Origin of the sequence: Maribacter luteocoastalis (assembly GCF_048890225.1) — a bacterium.
GTDB lineage: Bacteria > Bacteroidota > Bacteroidia > Flavobacteriales > Flavobacteriaceae > Maribacter > Maribacter luteocoastalis.
Genome location: NZ_JBMFZG010000035.1, coordinates 1 through 601, shown reverse-complemented (window position 1 = coordinate 601; position 601 = coordinate 1). Strand labels below are relative to the sequence as shown.

Here is a 601-nt window from a genome sequence, read left to right as displayed (position 1 = left end):
CATCAAAGAAACCTAAAAATACGTTTCTATAAAATACCCTCCAAATGCCGTTTCCCATTTCCTGGATACCAACATATTTACCCATTAATGAAGCAGTTACATATACCCAGTAATAGGATTTCCATCTAATAGATCCATTCTGGGTTACTTTAAGGACCTTGTATTTGGCATCATAGTCAAAGTCAGGTATTCTTTCAAGGAACGGTCTTGTAGAAAAGTCATGCATATCAGCAGGTGTTTTCATGCTCAAAGCTTCATGGGGTCTTATGTTATTATACTCCTTTACAAAGTGGTTCAGACGCCTTTGTTGTGCTTTTAGGTCATAGGCGGAAGGTTTGGCACAAGCTGCTTTTAGATCTCGGTGCATTCGTTCATGTCGTCCGTTCTGTTCAGGGTGTGCAGGGTCTGAAAAAACAGGAGTAATACCCAGTTCGATGAACCAATAGGAGAGTTGGGTAAAACGTTGAATGGTACGCACAGAACCAAAAGGACTACCATTGTCCGTATGTATTTGCTTAGGGATGCCAAATGTTCTAAAGACCCTTGTAAACTCAGCTTTTGCTGACTTTAGGTTTTCATGGTAATGCCCTTTGGCAGTGAA

Annotated in this window: 1 protein-coding gene; it reads right to left on the bottom strand. The window is 40.6% G+C overall.

The features are described from left to right. The coding region (locus tag ACOCEA_RS17990) for an integrase core domain-containing protein (RefSeq protein ID WP_420757661.1) at nucleotides 1-601 on the bottom strand (601 nt) is incomplete at both ends.